Origin of the sequence: Pseudoalteromonas sp. meg-B1, from assembly GCF_003173795.1 — a bacterium.
Lineage (GTDB): Bacteria > Pseudomonadota > Gammaproteobacteria > Enterobacterales > Alteromonadaceae > Pseudoalteromonas > Pseudoalteromonas undina.
In genome coordinates this window covers 14,958-32,040 of sequence record NZ_QGQU01000007.1, presented here as the reverse complement: position 1 = coordinate 32,040, position 17,083 = coordinate 14,958, and the positions used below count along the sequence as shown (strand labels likewise).

Here is a 17,083-nt window from a genome sequence, read left to right as displayed (position 1 = left end):
CGTATGAGGTAAGTAATAATACGTGTTTTACGTTACTCTTCATTTTTGGTTCATACAAATGTTTGCATAATCGCAATAATAAACTCTAAATGAATAGGAAATTACCATGATGTTAACTAAATCACTTTTAAGTGTCACTGTCGTTGCTGTATTACTTTCTGGCTGTGAAATGAATAACACGGGTAAAGGCGCCGCCATTGGTGCTGCAGCAGGGGGAATTTTAGGTAAAGCTACAGGTAACCACAAAGATAAACGTATTTTTATTGGTGCAGCTATTGGTGCGCTAGCGGGTGCAGCTGTAGGTGATTACATGGATAAACAAGAGGCTGCTTTTCGTGACGAACTAGCAGGTTCGGGAGTTGAAGTGGTACGTGAAGGTGATAACTTACGCTTAGTGATGCCATCTAATATTACGTTTGCGACTGATCAATCTTATATTTCATCGGGCTTTCATGACACTCTAAATGCGATAGCAAGTGTAATGAATAAATACGAAAAAACCTACTTAAGTGTTGAAGGTCACACCGACAGCACGGGCAAAGATAGTTACAATATGACTCTTTCAGAGCAGCGTGCACAAAGTGTAAAAAATTACTTGGTAAACCAACAAATTATGGCTGCACGAGTAAGCACGAGCGGCTTTGGTGAATCACGCCCAATTGCCACTAACGATACCGCGAATGGTCGCGCGCAAAACCGCCGCGTCGAAATTCAAATAGTGCCTAATACACAAGGTTAATAGCTAAAACCGCGCAAATGCGTGGTTTTGTATATTTTAATGGCACTTTTGCCTGCGTTAGCTGTCACAAATAGTTCTTCGATAAGGACATATTTATGGCAGCGTGGCGCACGGCAATTATTTTATCGGTATGTTTACATGGATTAGTTTTGTTTTTTGTTGCCTCATTAAAAGCACCTAAAATAAAGCCGCCACAATCAACCCCAATTAAAGCTTATATGGTAAGTGTGCCTGCCAAAATTAAAGCAATACAACAAGTCCCTCAACAACGCGCTCATACAAATAAAAATACAGAGATTAAATCTATTGAGCTTATTAATGCAACCCAATCAAAACCACTAAATATTAATTATAAAAAAACAGAGAAAACGACTAAGCCGCTAAATACCACCACGAAAAATACTCAGCCTGTAATTTTAAAGCCTTATAAAAAGATCGATTTAAACAAAGGACTCAACAGTATTTTACAGCAACAAACTGGCTATTCTGATACTGCAAAGAGTGACCCTCAGAAAAAGCGTATTACAGTTTCAAAAGAGCATGCAGGCAAGGTAAAGCCACTATTAAAAATAGAGCAGAAAAATATGCAATTTACCACTTATCGACGAGGTGATAGCTGTTTTAGAAAGGTATCCGTTGGTGCTGGGGTTATGCCAAAAAATGACTTGCCCGATAGTTACATAGCTGGTGTAAAGTGCGATAAAACTAAGCTAACTGAGGCTTACGATACCGCAATGAATAAATGGCTTAAAAAGAAGTAGCAACTAAAATGCAATCAATCTAAATTAAACTGTAATTCACATAGTTTTTGATACAAAGGGTTATTTGCCATTAATTGCTGATGAGTGCCTGTGGCTTTTATTTCGCCATTTTCCATTACTACAATCATATCGGCATGTTTTACCGTGGCCAGTCTATGAGCAATAATCAGCGTTGTTCTATTTTGCATTAAGTGTTCAAGTGCGGCTTGAACATGATGCTCGCTTTGCGCATCAAGCGCGCTGGTCGCCTCATCGAGTAGTAGTATTTCTGGGTCTTTTAAAATGGCGCGAGCAAGAACAATACGTTGCTTTTGTCCGCCCGAAAGCCTAACACCTTGCTCACCTAAAAAGCTGTTATAGCCTTGTGGTAACTGTTTTATAAATTCATCAGCATGTGCATGTTTGGCGGCCGCATAAACTTGCTCGTCACTGGCGCTTGGGTTGCCATAGCGAATGTTATGCATAACATCAGAACTAAATAAAATCGGGTTTTGTGCCACCATACCCATTTTGTTGCGTAAGGTGTTTAATGACAACTGTTTAATATTTATATTATGAAATTTAATTGTTCCGCTGGCAGGATCATAAAAACGCTGTAACAGTTCAAACAAGGTGGTTTTACCCGCACCTGAAGGGCCAACAATAGCCACAGTTTTACCTGTTTCAATATTTAAGCTGATATTATTTAATGCGCTTACATCTGGGCGAGAAGGGTAATTAAAACTAATACCTTCAAGTGAAATTGCACTGTTACTTGTTGTTGCATGTAACTGATCATCTTGTGGAATTTCGGGATTTTGTATTTTACTTTTAACGGCGAGCAGTTCGAGCAATCTTGCTGCGGCTCCTGCGGCACGTTGTAGTTCACCATAAACCTCAGCAACGGTTGCTACCGACATGGCCACCATAATGGCATAAAACACAAAAGCACCGAGTTCACCGCCCGTCATAGTGCCTGCGAGCACATCACTACCGCCTACCCAGAGCATGGCACTAATAGCACTAAAGGTAAGAAAAATAACTGCTGCAATTAAAAACGAGCGCTGTTTAATGCGGCTTTTGGCAACATTGAAGGCCTTTTCGGTTTCATTAGCAAAAGCAGATTGCTCTTGCTGCTCATGGCTATAACTCTGTACCACTTTTATGTTTTGAATGATCTCACCCGCGTAGGTGCTGATATCTGCAATCGCATCTTGGCTAGAACTTGCAAGTTTGCGTACCTTTTTACCAAAAACTAACATAGGCACCAGTACTAAAGGGACGCAGGCCACGACGACTAAGGTAAGCTTTAAATTAGTAACAAGTAGCATAATTAAACCACCGACTAACATTAGCGCGCTTCGCAGCGCCATAGAAAATGATGAGCCGATAATAGATTGTAATAAGGTAGTGTCGGTGGTGAGTCGCGACATCAGCTCGCCGCTGCGATTTTCTTCAAAGTAACTCGGATGCAAGGTAACAATACGATTGAATACAGCTTTTCTAATGTCATTACTGACTCGTTCGCCAATCCACGACATTAAATAAAATCGGCTGAATGTACCCACTGCCAATAAACTGATCAAGCCAATTAATACCAAAACAGCTTGTTGTAATTGCGCTTGCGAGCCGGCAATAAAGCCATGATCAATCACAAACTTAACGCCTTGGCCTAGCGATAAATTAACCCCTGCGGTGGCAAGTAATGCTACTAGAGCCCCTAAAACCACCCATTTATAAGGCTTAATAAAATTGAATATAGGGAATAAAGCGCTAAAGGCGGCTTTATCTGAAGCAGGCTTGTCTGTAGGCATAGTAGATTCTTATTGATGATTAAGGTATAGATATGGCATCAATAGATTAAAAATCAATAGTATTAAAAATCATCAATAGGGAAAAATTATGACAACTAAACAGATAACAGGCGAGTTTACCGTTACATTAGCGCCTATAGAAGGGTATGCACATGGGCAGCAAGGCGTTAATTTAGGTCGGATGTCGATTGATAAACAATTTACTGGTAGCTTAACGGCAACTAGCCAAGGCGAAATGCTTAGCGCCATGACTCCCACCCAAGGCAGCGCTGGCTATGTTGCAATAGAGCAAGTGATAGGCGAGCTTGAGGGCAAGAAAGGCAGTTTTGTACTGCAGCATTTTGGTATTATGGATAAAGGCCAAGACAGCTTGATTTTAAAAGTGGTGCCCGACTCAGGCACTGATGAGCTAGCAGGACTAACTGGCAGTATGAAAATACGGATTGAGCAAGGGATTCATCATTACGATTTTGAATACAGCCTATAAAGCAGGTATTTATAATGCAAAAAGTAATCGAATTCAGAAAGGCCCGTTTTTTGGGTGGGGTAGATATAGTCGCACTAAATGATCGCATACAGGAATTAAACCAAGACGGTTGGAAAGTAATAAACGCAGTGCCATTGACAGGCTTTTATGGCCAGGTGCATGGTTATGCATTACTTATTGAAAATGAAGAAATATAAGGGTTATTAATGGCGTTATCATTATGGTTGAGCTTAGCACTGGTGTGCATGATGGGGGCAATGTCTCCCGGGCCCAGTTTAGCTGTGGTATTAAAACATAGCTTAAGCGGTGGTATGAAAAATGGCATGCTGGCAGCATTAAGCCATGGTTTTGGAGTGGGCTTATATGCCGCAGCTTCACTGTTGGGATTAGGTGCATTGATGTTGCAATTTCCTACTGTGTACCAATTTTTAGTGTATTTAGGGGCAGCCTATTTAGCATATTTAGGTTTGAAAATACTATTTTCAAAGCCCAACGACAGCGAGCTAAACATTCAGCAAAGCGACATGAGCAGCTCTAAGGCGTTACAAGATGGCTTTGCCATTGCATTTTTAAACCCCAAACTAGCAATTTTCTTTTTGGCGTTATTTTCACAATTTATCGACCCAGAGAACCTTACTTTAAATATTGGCGTTATTATGTGCTTAACGGTTTTTGTCATTGATACTGGCTGGTATCTACTGGTGGCTTTACTTACTGAGGTGTCTAAAAAGCGCTTTGGTTTTACTAAGCAAAATATCTGGTTAGATAGGCTGTTAGGTGCGGTATTTATCGCGCTTGCGATTAAAGTGGTTATTGGATTTTAACTATCAAATTGATTGAATTGTGTACAGTTGGTAATTAATGTAACTTAAAAAAACTATAATTTAAAAGTGATAAAACGATGTCTAATATAATTTTAAAAAGTGCTACTTTTGATAACAAAGTCAAACAGTACTGGATGTGTTTAGCTGCAATATTTAGCCTTTTTCCAGTTGTAACTATTGTGCTTTTACCCGTTGTATTACTTTTAGTGTGGTTAGTCGCAAGTCGAGTATTAGCCGCTATGTCGGCCGATTTACTAGAGCGCAAGCTAGTGGTGAAGCGCGGTATTTTATTTAAAGAAGAAAAATCGATTCCACTAGAAAAAATCACTGATGTCGGGTTGAGTCAGGGGCCGCTAATGCGCATGTTTGGTCTATACCGGTTAAGCTTTGAAACAGCAGGGCAGTCGGGACATGGTGCGTTGGTATCGTTACTTGGGGTAGTTGACGCCAGTGGATTTCGTGAAGCCATTTTAACGCAAAAAGATAACCTCACGGCAGAACAACCCGTTCAAGCAAAACAAGACGAGCCACAAAGCCAAGTCGAACTTATTCGCTCGCTGGCCTACAGTGTGAAAAATATCGAACAAATGCTAGTTACACTCCTTGAAGAAAAAAGATGATCAGGTCATTTAAATAGGGAGTTAATGGAATATGGTTAAGTAGAGATTACTTTTTGGCTTGTTTATTTGTAGGCATCATCCGATGATGCCTACAACATGCTAATCCTAGGTATCTTCAGTATTAGTATTCGAAATATATGAAGATATTGATGATGACAGGTTTTTATCTAGAGCACTTTCTAAGCAATGGGAGATTGATGGTGCCGATATTTTAAAGTGATTTAATGCAATACCGTCTAAATAAGTTAAATAAGGGTTTACCGATAAAGTGAACGCACCTAGCTCTTTTATCCACTTTGCTAAAAAAATAACACGGTATTGCGTGTCGCTCCCGTTGTTAAGGTTTACTTCTAAATTTAAATTCTTACTTATTTCACTCCATGGATTCCGATACAAGGTTTCACCAACTATGATCGGTTTTGATGTAAAAAAGCTATCAGGGTTTTTAATATTCTTTTCAACTTTATGATTTACCCAGTTTTGAATTCGTGATGATGTATATTCTTCAAATACAGCCTTTACTGCACTATTTATATGGGAGGGGCAGTTGTTTTGTCTATCTAGAGGAGAAGGCTGACTTATTTGATGAAATGACATTAGGCCTAGTTCAGTCTGAAGAGTGTGTTTAAATGTTGAGAAACGCTCATCAATTGCTTTTTGTTTAGATATAGCAATCAGATCATTTTTATTTAATATCGTAGCTTCTGTATATTTACCTGACCCATTTTTACTATGATTTCCTACAAAAAATGCAGAATGGTTGTTACCAGAGACATCCACAATAATAACTTTATGCGGATTGGAATCACATGTTTGATCAGCAATCGCTGCTTTTTGATTAGAGAGTGTAGTGTGGCATTGAGTTAATGGTGCAATGCTTTTTGCTAGTTCAGAGGCTCTGTCATTATTACAATCTTCACATACCATTAAGGTTATGCTGTCATCAGCATTTACAGAGTGAGCAATGCCGAGTAAAAATAATAAAGCTGCAACTTTTTTCATAAAGTCTTCCTTAGACGAGTGTTCCTTTTTTATATACACTAGCTTTGAAGTTTATTAATTTCAATCTTTGATTTTAATTGAGCATTGTAATTCTCTAATTTGGATTATGTTACAAAGCTCAGCGATCGGTTGATCGCCGAGTAATTTAATTCTTAGCATTTAAAATGCCTGACAAACATCTTCTGCTTTACAGGTAATAACTGTGACGTTTTCGTAGCCTACGCGTGTCAGCGCTTCTGCACTTAATGTTGCGCGCGCACCACTAGCGCAATGTAAATAAATAGGACGGGCTGCGTCTTTTTCTATTTCCATGAGCTTCATTTCAAGTAGCCCGCGAGGAATGTTTATAGCGCCTATAGCTGCTTTGGTGGCATGTTCAGCGGGTTCTCGTACATCAATCAACAATCCTTTATTTTGCTCAAGCTCTTTCTTTGCTTGTTCGGCATCAATACGACGCTGATTAGGAGTAATTATTTTTAGTAAATCTGGAATAGGGGTAAGCATGGTGTTTATTCCTTAAAGCCAAGTTTGCGTAATAGAGTGATCATTGGGCACCAGCTAGTAAAAGCTGATTGAATTAAATTTACTGCGATAAAAGCTGTAAAGTAAATCCACTTAGGATCGTGATAAGTTTGCAATAAAAGCGACACAATAATCATTATGCCAGCGATTAGTCTGAGTGCGTTATTTAGCTTCATTATAGTAGGCCAGTTATTTAGTTCAGTACAGTCACTATATTAGATTTATCTATATTAGTAAAATCTAATATTAGACTTTTCTAATCTAACGTCTTATACTCAGACTCTATTTTAGAATAAGAGCATAGTATGAATATTGACTTTACTGCCATGGCCGGCAATGTAGAACAAGCCGAGCAGCTATTAAAAATTTTAGCCAATAAAAATCGCTTGATGATTTTATGTTCTTTGCAAGATTCAGAAATGAGCGTATCTCAGCTCAATGAAGCCGTGCCATTAGCGCAGTCTGCGTTATCTCAGCACTTAGCAGCGTTGCGTAAAGCAAACATTGTGGCTACGCGCCGCGAGAGCCAAACAATTTATTATCGTGTCATTGATGAAAATGCAGTCGTTCTGCTTGGTACCTTGTATGGTTTATTCTGTAAGGACTAAGTGCGATGAGCTTAATAGACAATGCGGTAAAAAGTAGTTTAAGTGGTCGCATTCCGATTGTTATTTTTGTGATGTCTTTGTTACTTGGGGTATTTGCACTAAAACAGACACCTCGAGAAGAAGAGCCACAAATTACTGTGCCCATGCTCGATATTTATGTATCTGCACCTAACGTTGAGGCGCCTGAAGTCGCTAGGTTAGTAACTCAACCGCTCGAAAAGTTACTGGCCCAGTTGGTGGGAGTTGAGCATATTTACTCAACCACACAAACTAACAGTACAGTGGTTACGCTGCGTTTTGAAGTAGGGCACAACCGCGAACAAGCAATTTTAGATACCTATGCAAAATTAAATAGTTATCAGCATACAATGGCATCGGTGATCAAAAGTTGGCAAATTCGCCCAATAGAAGTAGATGACGTGCCGATTGTGATGTTAGGTCTTTACAGTAAAGACCCGCAACTCTATGGTGATTACGAACTAACCCGTTTTGCTAACGAAATTGCTAATAATTTACAACGCATTGAGCATACCAGTGAAGTTAAAGTAATTTCAGGGCGTACACGCACTCTTACCATTAATTTAAATGCCAGCGCACTGGCTGCCCATCAAACCACGGTAAACGATGTTTTTTACGCATTAAATGTATCAAACCAACTCACTCAAGTAGGGAGTGTGGTTGATAATCAGCAGCAAATTGCAATTCAGGCAGGTGATGTACTAAGAACACAATCAGCGGTAGAGCAATTAGTTGTTAATGTGGTTAATGGTAAAAGTGTTTACTTGATGGACATTGCAACAGTCAGCGATGGCCCTAGTGAAACTGAGCATTACCAATGGTTAGCGCAATCAACTGATCAGCAGCAGTTGCCTATGGTTACTTTAAGCGTAGCTAAGCAAGCAGGGACTAATGCGGTTGCTGTTGCAAATGATGTTCATACCATGATGAATGAACTTGCAAATACTTTACTGCCACCAGAAGTTAGCCATACAGTGCTCAGAGATTATGGCCAAACTGCGAATGAAAAAGTAAATAACCTCACATCAAGTTTAGTGTTTGCAGTGTTTACTGTGGTGATATTTGTTGGCGTGTTTTTAGGTTGGCGTCCTGCCGTAGTGGTTGGGCTGGCGGTTCCTATTTGTTATGGCATTACACTCTCATTAGATTTTGCATTTGGTTACACCATTAATCGGGTGACCTTATTTGCGCTTATTTTATCATTAGGCTTACTGGTAGACGACCCAATCACGGGTATTGATAATATTAGTCGCTTTATAAATAACAAAGGCGATAAAAAACAAAATGTTGTTGGCGCAATGAGCGAAATTCGAAATGCTTTGCTTATGTCGACATTGACTATTATGGTGGCGTTTATTCCACTGGCGTTTATTACCGGCATGATGGGGCCATATATGGCACCTATGGCGTTCAACGTGCCCATTAGTGTCATGGTGTCTACTTTGGTAGCCTTTTTTGTCACCCCTTGGCTGGCAATGAAATTGCTTAAACCAAACACCTTAGAACAACCTGAGCTTGAGCCTAAAGCGGGTTTATACCAAAGACTACTCAGTCCATTACTTGCCTCTAAAGGGAAAGCTAAATGGGTGCTATGGATAACATTAGGATTGTTTATTATCAGCGCCATGTTACCCGTGATGCGCTTGGTACCATTAAAACTCCTGCCCTTTGATAACAAAAATGAGCTGCAAGTACTTATAGATATGCCAGAGGGTACTAATCTAGAGAGCACGGCTGCATTTACTAAGCAAATTCAAACCCTCACATGGCAGTTAAATGAAGTCAGTGAAATAGCCGCATATATTGGGCAGCCCTCTAGTATGGATTTTAATGGCATGGTGCGTGGTTATTATCGCCGTGAAGCCATTAACTTAGCAGAACTCAGAGTATTGCTGGTGGATAAATCAGCACGAGAGCATCAATCACATGGGGTGGTTATGCGGCTACGCGAACAACTTGCTCCTTTAGCAAAAAATGGCATTGTTATTAAAGTGGTAGAGGTACCACCTGGGCCACCGGTGTTGAGTACTTTAGTTGCTGAAGTGTATCGTGATCCCTTTGTTGATGAGCATACCCATAGGCAGGCTGCTCAACATGTTGCAGCACGTTTACGCCAAGAGCCTCATGTTGTTGAGGTTGATACCTCTTTGGTTGCTCCTGCGCCATTACAGCGCTTTATTACAGATAAAACCAAAGCTGCGCTCAGTGCTATTGCTACCCAAAATATTGCACAAACACTCAGTATTGCTTCGCAGGGGCAACAAGTTGGAGTGTTGTACGTAAGCGATGAAACTCAGCCAGTCCCTATACAATTACAATTGCCTTATAGCGAACGTAATCAGCTTTCACAATTACTTACACTGCAAGTAAGAGGGGATAGGGACTTAGCTAAAACCAGTAATGAGTTAGGTATAACAAGTGCCCCCAGACCTTTAGTGTCGCTTTCAGAGCTGGGAGAGTTTAAACCATTAAACGTGGCCGACACACTAATGCGTAAAGATCAGCGTGACGTTATTTATGTGATGGCCGAACTAAATGGACGCACGCCTGCAGAGGTTATTGCGGATGTAAATGCCGATTTGAACGCACGCAATGAAGGATTTGAAAAAAACGCGTGGTTAACACGGCACTTTTTTAATAATGGTGGAACCGCGCCATGGCAATTACCGCAAGGAACTGATGTTAACTTTAGTGGTGAAGGTGAGTGGCGTATCACCATTGATGTGTTCAGGGATATGGGCATTGCTTTTGCCTTTGCGCTCAGTGCTATATTTATTATTTTACGGGTACAAACACAGTCGGCGAGTTTATCGCTGATTATCATGTCGGCTATTCCATTAACTGTGATTGGTATTATGCCTGGGTTTTGGTTACTCAATCAATTTGGTGAACGCACCATAGCGGGGGCTCCTGAGCCGGTATTATTTACCGCTACTGCGATGATAGGCATGATTGCCTTAGCAGGTATTGTCGTTCGTAACTCACTTATTTTAGTCGAATTTATTAACCAAGCACGTGCTCAGGGGATGGCAATAAAAGAGGCACTTATTGCTGCAGGGACGGTACGAATGCGCCCAGTATTATTAACCGCCGGAACTACTTTGTTAGGTAACTTAGTGATCACACTTGACCCAGTATTTAGCGGGTTAGCCATAGCAATTATTTTTGGCATCGTGGCGTCTACCGTATTTTCGTTATTTGTTGTACCGCTTGTTTATTATTTAGTGTTTACAAACCCAGAGGAAGAAGCACATGCAGGGTAAATCAAAAGTTTTAGGCGCAATCAGTGCATTGGTTGTGGTTATTGTAGCAGTGTTATACATGGCCGGTAGCTTTAGTGATAAACAACCTGCAGGGTTAAAAGAGATGCCAGTTACTCAATATCAAGGTGAGGTGGTCACTGTTGAGCTGCAAACTATTTCGCGAACAGAGCATGTACCAGGGAGTGTAATTGCGAAACAAAACACCCAAATTTCGTCAAATGTAATGGCACAAGTAAAGCAATTTAAAGTGCGCGCCGGTGATAAGGTTAGTCAAGGTGACTTATTAATCACCCTTAAGCAAGATGACTTTAAAGCGATGCTGGCACAAAGTGAGGCAAATATTAATGCGGTGCAAGCCTCATTAAACCAAGCTAAAAAGCAACTTATTAGAGTAACTGAGTTACAGGCAAAAGGGTTAGTACCAGTGAGTGAGCTTGATGATGCTAAAGCAAAATTTGATAACTTAACTGCCAACTTAGCTGGAGCAAAGCAGCAGCAAACCCAGGCGCAAGTATCACTTAACTACACGCAAATTAAAGCCCCTATATCTGGTGTCGTTGTTGAGCGTTTAGCCGAACCTGGCGATACAGCCACACCTGGTATACCGTTGTTAACGCTTTACAATCCAAAGCAACTTCAACTTGCCTTTAATGTACGAGAGCAACAAGCAGTAAAGCTTAAATTAGGCGATCGTTTAAACGTGAGTTTGCCTTCGCTCGATATGACAACAGCTGCCAATATCAGTGAAATTATACCTGTTGTTGATAACGCTGCACGTAGCTTACTTATACGACTAGAAATTGAACCACAGCCAGGGATGATCCCTGGGTTATATGCACAATTGCATTTACCGTTTAAAAGCACCCAAGGTGTACTGGTAGATCCTCGTTGGATACATGATTTTGGACAGCTCAGTATGATGTATGTCATTAGCGCTGACAAAATTGAGCGTCGCTTTGTACGCTTAGGTGAGCAGTTTGATAATCAGCAACATGTTATTACGGGCCTTAAGGCTGGCGATAAAATAGCAGTGGATTATCAACCAATAACTAAATAACCAGAGTTCGGGTTAAATAAATGTGGCTATTTCATCCAGCGATTTTTTATCAAGTGCATGCAGAGGCACCGTTGCATGCTCATCGGGGTAGCCTGCAATTAATAGCATATAAGGACGTTCGTTGTCTTTATCACGGCCACAAATATCGGTTAAAAAGCTCATTGGTTTTGGGGTGTGGGTAAGGGTTGCAAGGCCTGCTCGGTGTAGTGCTTGAATTAAAAAACCAGTGGCCAGCCCTACCGATTCATGTACATAGTAATTAGTGTTTTTATCGTCCGTATTTACACCCCCCTTTTTTTGACTAAACACTGCAATCAACCATGGTGAGTGCTCTAAATAGGGTTTATTAGCATCGGTACCTAATGGTTTCAATGCATCAAGCCATTCTTCGCCTGCGCGACCTTCATAAAAAGAGCGCTCTAGTTTTTCAGCGGCCTCTCGTATTTGCTTTTTAACATCACTACTATTAATGGCTACAAAATGCCAAGGCTGGTGGTTTGCACCACTAGGTGCTGTACCTGCTGCTTTAATGCAGATTTCGATGATTTCTTTTGGCACCTGGCGGTTACTAAAACTGCGAATACTATGACGGCGCTGGCTCGTTTGTAAAAACTCCTTTGCGCGCGAGAGCATTGCCTCTGGCGGGTATTCTATAAAATCGGTTAATGGTTGGCTTTTGTGATCTTGCATGGCTGTTCGCTTCTTATTTTTAGAGTGTTTTGTTTTTATACCGAGAGGCTCATTTCTAAGCAAGTGTTATTAGAATGAATTTCTGTTTATTTATTGTTACAAAGTTAACTAGTTACTAACTTATGTTCCTGTTTTTAATGTGGTATAAAGCAGCATAAAAATAATACTTACAATTCAAGGAAGTAAAAAATGCTATCAATAACAGGGTTATCAAAAACCTACGACAACGGCGTACATGCACTTCAAGGTGTTGATTTATCAATTGGTAAAGGTATGTTCGGATTACTTGGGCCAAATGGTGCGGGTAAATCGTCGTTAATGCGAACTATTTCTACATTGCAGTCAGCTGATCAGGGCTCTATTACTTTTGATGGCATTGATGTGTTTAAAGACCCACAAGCATTGCGTCAGCGTTTAGGCTATTTACCACAAGATTTTGGTGTATATCCGCGTGTTAACGCTTACGATTTACTCGATCATATGGCTGTTTTAAAAGGTATTCACAACAAAGCAGAACGTAAAGAGTCGGTGGAAGGCTTGCTTGCACATACTAATTTATATCAACATCGCTCAAAAGCCGTTAGTGGTTTTTCGGGGGGTATGCGCCAGCGTTTTGGTATTGCACAAGCATTATTGGGCGACCCTGATTTACTAATTGTTGATGAGCCAACTGCAGGTTTAGATCCTGAGGAGCGAAATCGTTTTCATAACTTGTTAGTAAGCTTAGGCGAGCAAAAAGTAGTTATATTATCGACCCACATTGTTGAAGATGTAGCAGAGCTTTGCCCAAACATGGCTGTACTGGCTGGCGGTAAAATACTATTAGAGGGTAACCCAATTGCCCTTACCGATAAACTGCAAGGGCAAATTTGGCGCAAGGCCATGAGCCAAGAAGAAGCGCAAGAGCTTGAATCACAACTGCCTGTTATTTCAAAACGCTTATTTGCTGGGCAAACCATATTACATGTATTAGCAGAGCAAGCACCCGAAGGCTTTGAAACGAGTAACGCAAACCTAGAAGATGTGTATTTTTCTGCGTTGCTTAATCATCGTAACAGCCAAGTAGCATAAGGGGGCGCTATGTTTTTTAATATGCTCGCGTTTGAACTGCGCTATTTTGTGCGCCAACCTTCGTTTTATGTGACGTCATTAATCTTCTTTTTTATGGCGTTTTTTATAAGCTCTAGTAGTAAGCTTCCGTTAGGCGGGGCTAATGTTCATATGAACTCGCCTTATACCATTATGGTTTTAACGGTTACCTTTTGTACGCTTGCTATGTTTTTAGTGGTTAACTTTGTTGCCAGCTCAGCTATTCGCAACAGTGAGAGCAAAATGGATGAGTTGGTGTTTAGTAAGCCGGTTAACCCTCTTGCTTATCAATCTGGGCGTTTTTTTGGTGCTTACTTAGTGGTGCTAGTTGTTTTTTTAACGGTGCCGCTGGGTGTGTTTTTTGGATCGCAATTTGGTTTATTGGTTGGCTGGCTCGATAGTGAGCTAGTAGGCCCTAATAAGTTAATATATTACACAGCTCCTTTTTTATATTTAGCAATACCCAGCTTGTTAGTACTTTCGGCTATTTTTAATAGTGTGGCTGTGTATTTTAAAACCATGATGGCGGTATATGTTACAGCTGTAGTGATTTTTATAACCTACCAAATAGCGGGCATCTACTTTGATGACTTAGCATTTAGAGATATTGTTGTATACGCCGATCCATTTGGGTCAGGTTCGTTAATTGACTTAACCCGTTATTGGACTGTAAGTGATAAAAATACCGAAGTGTTAACGCTCTCGGGCGATTTTTTGATTAACCGTATTTTGTGGGTAGCAATAAGCTTAGCGATGTTTTTTGGCCTAGGGAAGTTAGGTAATCGCGTAGTAACTAAAAAACAAAAAAAACAATTTGCTGTATCTACGTTTGTAAAAAATAAACAAGCAGCACTTATTAGCAAGGCTAAAAATTACAAATCAAAAGGGATCAATACGCAATCGCAACTAGTAATGCGCAGCTTATTTGAACTTAAGCAGGTTATATTAAGTGCGCCTTTTATGATTTTAGCCGGTGTAAGTATTACTATGTTGCTTGTGCCACTCTTTGCTCCTATTGGCGCGTATGGCACAACGGATTGGCCACTGACACAAAATATGGTGAGCATCATTCAAAACACCTCTAGCTTATTTATGTTTATCATTATTGCTTATTACAGCGCAGAGCTGGTTTGGCGGGAGCGCCACAGTGGTATGGGCGATATTGTTGACAGTTTCCCAGTTCATAACAGTGTGTTTTGGATATCTAAAATTATTGCGTTAATCACTGCGGTTTGTGGTCTTTATTTAGTAGGTATGATGTTTACCATTGCAGTACAACTATTTAAGGGGCAATTTAATCTAGAGCTTGGCCAGTACTTATTTAGGTTAGGTTATCTTACGTTACTGCCTTTAATTATGATGGCTATTTTGGCGTTCTTTTTGCAAATAATTAGCCCTAATAAATATATAGGTATGGGGTTATTTATTCTGTATTACATTGCCCAAATGGTAATGGGTGCTTACGGATTTGAGCATCACATGTATCACTTTTCGCAAAGTAGTAGCGTACCGTATTCTGATATAAACGGTTACGGACACTTTTTACAAGGCGCGCATTGGTACACCTTATATTGGGGCGCATTAAGTGTATTTTTGGCTATTGTTGGGTTTGCTTTATGGCATCGCGGCCCGTCGCAAACATTGCGCACTCGCTTATCTTTAATACGTTACAACATGTCTTTAAAAGGTCAAATTGCTGCCGCTATAAGTTTATTGGTATTTGTGGGAGCAGGTTATAACATTTATCACAACACCCGTATGCTCAACGAGTTTGTAACAAGTGATGATAACGAAACCCTTCAAGTAAGCTATGAACAAGAGTTTTCACAATATAAAGATTTGCCACTCCCTGTAATAACCGATGTTAATTTACACATTGATATTTACCCTAAAAAGCGTGCATTAACCGCCGTTGCAAAAATTAAGTTTACTAATACCGCTAACGAGCCAATAGCCCGTGTGTTAATTAACGAGCCTAACCACGCTAAAAGCTGGGATGTAAAAATGGCCGGCGGTAAAATAGTAGAGCGTTTACCTGAGTTTGATATGGTATGGTTTGAGTTTGAACAACCGCTAATGCCTAATGAAGTTCGCGAAGGTGAGCTTTCAGTTTCCCGAGAGCATAACGGTTTTGTTGATAGGTATTCAGATACTCAGCTGGTGTATAACGGTACATTTATAAATAATAGAGAGTTATTACCGAATTTTGGTTATCAAAGGTATTTTCAAATTGCGGATAAGTATGAGCGTCGTAAGCACGATTTACCCGAACTTGAACGTGCGCATAAACTAGAAGACAGCCGCTATTATACGCAAAATGAGTTTGGTCCTGATAATGGGTTTATAAGCTATAAAGCAACGGTAACTACCGATGAGTCGCAATTTGCAATTACACCTGGTTACTTAAAAAGTGAGAGTGTAAAAGACGGGCGCCGTACTTTTGTTTATGAAATGGATGCCCCTATTTTAAACTTTTATTCTGTGCTTTCGGCTGAACTTGAAAGCAAAAAGGTTGAGCATAACGGTGTAAATATTGAAGTGTACTACCACAAAGATCATGCATGGAATGTTGACCGTATGATTGAGTCGGTACAAGACTCAATAGATTACTATACCCAAGCATTTGGCCCGTATCAGCATAAGCAGTTACGTATTATTGAGTTTCCAAAATATCGCTCATTTGCGCAAAGTTTTGCCAATACAGTGCCTTACTCAGAAAGTATTGGTTTTGTTACAGATTTAAGGGATGAGAGTAAAGTTGACCTCCCTTATTATGTAACCGCACATGAAGTGGCGCACCAATGGTGGGGACATCAAGTATCAGGGGCTAATGTAGAGGGCAGTGCCGTTATATCAGAAACGCTCTCCCAATACAGTGCGCTTATGGTGTTAAAAAAACGCTTTGGCGCCGAGAAGCTACGTAAGTTTTTAAAATACGAGCTAGACAAATACTTAATGGGTCGTACAGGGGAAGCGTTTGAAGAAATGCCGCTGTATAAAACGCAGGCTCAGCAGTATCTTCACTACAATAAAGGTTCTGTTGTGATGATGGCGCTATATGATCGCTTAGGTGAAAAACGCTTAAATGCAGCACTTAAAGCATTTTTGAATGAGTTTAAATACCAATCAACGCCATACCCCACCACACTCGATTTACTCAGTTATTTAAAACGAGATGCAACAAAAGCAGAGCAACGCTTTATTGATGATCAGTTTAAGTATATAACACTTTATGAGCTTGAAATGAAAGAGGTATCGATTACAGATAGCACTGATAGCGAGGGTTTTTACACGGTAACACTGAGCGTTGAAGCAACGAAACAGCGTGCCGATGGCCAAGGTGAAGAAACCGAACAACCACTTGATGAAATGATTGATATTGCATTATTTAATGATGATCCTGAAAACCTTCTAGCCGAAGACTTTGTGATTTATTCACAAAAACATCAAATAGTGTCAGGTGCAAACACCATCGAACTTAAAGTAAAAGAAAAACCCATGTACGCTGGGATAGACCCTTACATTAAGCTTGTAGATAAAGACAATAAAAATAATTTAGCTAAGTTTTAACGCTAAGTTATTTAAAGGCCGCATTTCGTGCGGCCTTTTA

The 17,083-nt window shown here is 40.2% G+C and carries 16 protein-coding genes; 11 read left to right on the top strand and 5 right to left on the bottom strand.

Translation table 11 applies throughout. From position 1 onward, the window contains the following. Positions 1-106: 106 nt before the first annotated feature. Together DK924_RS17240 and DK924_RS17235 are read left to right on the top strand one after the other, a co-directional pair. Positions 107-739 carry an OmpA family protein gene (locus DK924_RS17240; RefSeq protein ID WP_010392457.1) on the top strand — a complete coding sequence of 211 codons (633 nt, stop codon included), beginning with the start codon at positions 107-109 and terminating at the stop codon, positions 737-739. Between the two features lie 95 nt (positions 740-834). Continuing rightward, positions 835-1,500, top strand: a complete 666-nt coding sequence (locus DK924_RS17235; RefSeq protein ID WP_109875763.1) for a cell envelope integrity protein TolA — start codon at positions 835-837, stop codon at positions 1,498-1,500. A gap of 14 nt (positions 1,501-1,514) precedes the next feature. Here DK924_RS17235 and DK924_RS17230 read toward each other — a convergent pair whose 3' ends face one another. Then, positions 1,515-3,293 (bottom strand): ABC transporter transmembrane domain-containing protein, encoded by a 1,779-nt coding sequence (locus tag DK924_RS17230; RefSeq protein ID WP_109875762.1) that lies wholly within the window; start codon positions 3,291-3,293, stop codon positions 1,515-1,517. Positions 3,294-3,381: 88 nt separating this feature from the next. Between DK924_RS17230 and DK924_RS17225 the strand changes: the two genes are divergently transcribed. The 4 genes from DK924_RS17225 (at position 3,382) to DK924_RS17210 (ending at position 5,224) form a co-directional block, all read left to right on the top strand. Further along, positions 3,382-3,780, top strand: coding sequence for a DUF3224 domain-containing protein (locus DK924_RS17225; RefSeq protein WP_109875761.1), 399 nt, complete (start codon positions 3,382-3,384; stop codon positions 3,778-3,780). Positions 3,781-3,794: 14 nt separating this feature from the next. After that, positions 3,795-3,977, top strand: a complete 183-nt coding sequence (locus DK924_RS17220; protein ID WP_008109493.1) for a hypothetical protein — start codon at positions 3,795-3,797, stop codon at positions 3,975-3,977. A gap of 9 nt (positions 3,978-3,986) precedes the next feature. Then, entirely contained in the window at positions 3,987-4,604 is a 618-nt protein-coding gene (locus DK924_RS17215; RefSeq protein WP_055012716.1) for a LysE family translocator, read from the top strand. Between the two features lie 77 nt (positions 4,605-4,681). Further along, positions 4,682-5,224 (top strand): PH domain-containing protein, encoded by a 543-nt coding sequence (locus tag DK924_RS17210; protein WP_055012715.1) that lies wholly within the window; start codon positions 4,682-4,684, stop codon positions 5,222-5,224. 105 nt (positions 5,225-5,329) lie between these two features. Here DK924_RS17210 and DK924_RS17205 read toward each other — a convergent pair whose 3' ends face one another. From DK924_RS17205 to DK924_RS17195, 3 genes are all read right to left on the bottom strand, one after another. Beyond that, a complete protein-coding gene (locus DK924_RS17205; RefSeq protein WP_109875760.1) occupies positions 5,330-6,226 on the bottom strand; it encodes a hypothetical protein in 897 nt (298 codons plus the stop codon). Between the two features lie 159 nt (positions 6,227-6,385). Beyond that, positions 6,386-6,730, bottom strand: coding sequence for a rhodanese-like domain-containing protein (locus DK924_RS17200; RefSeq protein ID WP_008115421.1), 345 nt, complete (start codon positions 6,728-6,730; stop codon positions 6,386-6,388). 5 nt (positions 6,731-6,735) lie between these two features. Further along, a complete protein-coding gene (locus tag DK924_RS17195; protein ID WP_010392474.1) occupies positions 6,736-6,924 on the bottom strand; it encodes a DUF2892 domain-containing protein in 189 nt (62 codons plus the stop codon). A gap of 129 nt (positions 6,925-7,053) precedes the next feature. Here DK924_RS17195 and DK924_RS17190 point away from each other — a divergent pair, with 129 nt between their 5' ends. The 3 genes from DK924_RS17190 to DK924_RS17180 are packed head-to-tail and all read left to right on the top strand — an operon-like array spanning position 7,054 to position 11,694. Next, complete coding sequence (locus tag DK924_RS17190; protein ID WP_076919634.1) at positions 7,054-7,356, top strand: metalloregulator ArsR/SmtB family transcription factor; 303 nt, start codon at positions 7,054-7,056, stop codon at positions 7,354-7,356. Between the two features lie 5 nt (positions 7,357-7,361). After that, a complete protein-coding gene (locus DK924_RS17185) occupies positions 7,362-10,637 on the top strand; it encodes an efflux RND transporter permease subunit (RefSeq protein WP_109875759.1) in 3,276 nt (1,091 codons plus the stop codon). After that, positions 10,627-11,694, top strand: a complete 1,068-nt coding sequence (locus tag DK924_RS17180) for an efflux RND transporter periplasmic adaptor subunit (RefSeq protein ID WP_109875758.1) — start codon at positions 10,627-10,629, stop codon at positions 11,692-11,694. Before DK924_RS17185 ends, DK924_RS17180 begins: the two co-directional genes overlap by 11 nt. 12 nt (positions 11,695-11,706) lie before the next feature. On the opposite strand, the gene DK924_RS17175 is transcribed toward DK924_RS17180, so the two are convergent. Continuing rightward, a complete protein-coding gene (locus tag DK924_RS17175; protein WP_109875757.1) occupies positions 11,707-12,384 on the bottom strand; it encodes a nitroreductase family protein in 678 nt (225 codons plus the stop codon). 189 nt (positions 12,385-12,573) lie between these two features. On the opposite strand from DK924_RS17175, the gene DK924_RS17170 reads away from it, so the two are divergent. Further along, positions 12,574-13,455, top strand: coding sequence for an ABC transporter ATP-binding protein (locus DK924_RS17170; protein WP_010392484.1), 882 nt, complete (start codon positions 12,574-12,576; stop codon positions 13,453-13,455). A gap of 9 nt (positions 13,456-13,464) precedes the next feature. Further along, on the top strand, positions 13,465-17,043 hold the full coding sequence (locus DK924_RS17165; protein WP_054202854.1) for a M1 family aminopeptidase: 3,579 nt from the start codon (positions 13,465-13,467) through the stop codon (positions 17,041-17,043). Positions 17,044-17,083 lie beyond the last annotated feature (40 nt).